Raw genomic sequence first — 2,159 nt, 5'->3', positions numbered from 1 at the left:
TGATAAGTCGCCATCCGTTCTTCTCCAGGCGCGGCACACTTGCAGAACGTGCGCCGCGCCTTACATCTCGGGAACAATATCCGCTTTGCGCCTGTTCATAAACGCTTGCAGCGCCTCATCGAGCGCGGGGTCTAGCATTGGAGCCTCATAGTCGCCCAACCACGCCTTGTAGCGCGTGTTGGCCCGCTCGTCGGCCGTCTGCGCCCCCTCTTCGTACCACTGCTCGAACGAATTGTAGTCGAACAGGTCAGAGCGGTGGAAGGCCGTGCGGAAGTTGGCGATGGTGTGCGGTGTGCCCAGGTGATGGCCGCCGGGTGGAACTGTCGCCAGCGATTCCAGCGCCAGGCCGTTGGCCGACACGTCAAGTCCCTGCAAGAACTTGTGGAACATGCCCAACAACTGCTCATCGAGGATAAATTTCTCATAGCCAGCGGTCAGCCCGCCCTCCAGCCAGCCCGCGGCGTGGAGCACGAAGTTCACCTTCGCCAGAACGGTCGGCAGCATGACCATAACCGATTCATACGCCGCCTGGGCGTCGGCCACCTTGCTGCTGGCGAACATGCCGCCGCTGCGGAAGGGCAGGCCGTGGCGACGGGCCAGTTGCCCGGCGACGTACAGGGCGATCTGACTCTCCGGCGAGCCGAAGACGGGCGCGCCGCTCTGCAGGTCGATGTTGGTCTGGAACGCGCCAAAGACGACCGGCGTGCCGGGATTCACCATCTGCGCGAAGACCACTCCGGCCAGCGCCTCGGCGTTGAGCTGGACGAGCGTGCCCCCCACGGCCGCCGGGGCCATCGCCCCGGAGAAGAGAAACGGCGTGATGATCAACCCCTGCCGCGCTTGGGCATAGGTGATGAGCGAGCCGAGCATCCGATCATCGAGGCGGCGCGGGCTGCTGATATTGATCAGCGACAGGAGGGCCGGCTGCTCCCGTATGGCTTCCGCGCCAAAGACCAGTTCGGCCATGCGCACGCTGTCGGCGGCATTCCCGGCTGAGGTCACCGAGCCCATGAAGGGTTTGTCGCTATAGCGGATGTGGCTGTAGACCATATCCAGGTGGCGCGTGTGCACCGGCAGGTCGGTCGGCTCGACGATCGTGCCGCCGGAGTGGTGCAGGTAGGGCGACAGGTAGGTCAGCTTGACGAAGTTCTGGAAGTCGAGCAGTCTGGCCTCGCGACGGCCCCGGTCGCGGTCGTAGACGAAGGGCGGCCCGTAGACCGGCGCAAAGGTCAAATAATCGCCGCCGATGACGACGTTGCGCGCCGGGTTGCGGGCCAGTTGGGTGAACTGCCGCGGCGCTTTAGCCACGTACTCGGCGATCATCTCGCGGTCGAAGTGGGCCGTCTGGCCGGCGAGGCGCACGCCGTGAGCCTTCAGGATGGCCTCGGCCTCCGGGTGGTAGAAATCGATACCCACGTCCGACAGGAGTTCCAGCGAGGCGCGGTGGATGATCTCCAGCGCCTCCTCGGAGGCGAGTTCGTAGATCGGCAGGCGGTGAACCGGCTGCGCGATACGGCCGACGGCCTCTGCTTCCGGGTCGCCCGCCAGCCCGGCCCGCCGCCGGCCCGTGCGCCGCTCTCGTCTCTGTGCCATAGCTGCTCTCCTTGTCGGGCAGAGGATACAACGCCAGGACGCAAAGACGCAAAGGACGGTGATCCTTTGCGTCTTTGCGCCTTCGCGTCCTGGCGTTAACGGCTTAGAACAGGCCCATCACCCGGCCGTCCTCGTCAACGTCCACATTCATGTACGCCGGCTTGGTGCCCAGACCAGGCATCGTGCGCATCTCGCCCAACAGCGGATAGATGAAGCCCGCGCCGACCGAGGCGCGCACCTCGCGCACCGTCAGCGTGTAGCCCGACGGCGCGTTCTTCAGCAGTGGATCGTGGCTGATGCTCAGGTGGGTCTTGGCCATGCAAATGGGCAGGTTGCCGAAGCCGTTTTCCTCGTAGGACTTGATCTGCTTTTCGGCCATCGGCTCGTAGATCACCTCGCCCGCGCTGTAGATCTCCTTGGCGATCGTCTCGATCTTGGTCTTGATGGGCAGTTCCAACGGATACAGGAAGTTGAAGTTAGACGGCTTCTCGCAGGCGGCCACAACGGCCTCGGCCAGCTGGATCGCTCCATCTCCACCGTTGGTCCAGTGATCGCTCATCACAGCC

The 2,159-nt window shown here is 64.4% G+C and carries 2 protein-coding genes; both read right to left on the bottom strand.

Annotated elements, in window-relative coordinates; translation table 11 throughout:
- Positions 1-60: 60 nt before the first annotated feature.
- Entirely contained in the window at positions 61-1,593 is a 1,533-nt protein-coding gene (locus ACE3UY_RS08175) for a trimethylamine methyltransferase family protein (RefSeq protein ID WP_374687052.1), read from the bottom strand.
- A gap of 103 nt (positions 1,594-1,696) precedes the next feature.
- A partial coding sequence (locus tag ACE3UY_RS08170) for a formate--tetrahydrofolate ligase (RefSeq protein WP_374687051.1) occupies positions 1,697-2,159 on the bottom strand: 463 nt, incomplete at its 5' end.

The organism is Promineifilum sp. (SeqCode), from assembly GCF_041918635.1.
GTDB lineage: Bacteria > Chloroflexota > Anaerolineae > Promineifilales > Promineifilaceae > Promineifilum.
The sequence above is the reverse complement of the archived record's forward strand: the minus strand, read 5'-3'. Positions and strand labels throughout refer to the sequence as shown.

Coding starts and splice junctions, on each gene's coding strand:
- ACE3UY_RS08175 (WP_374687052.1), bottom strand. CDS start 1,593: ATGGCACAGAGACGAGAGCGGCGCACGGGCCGGCGGCGGGCCGGGCTG.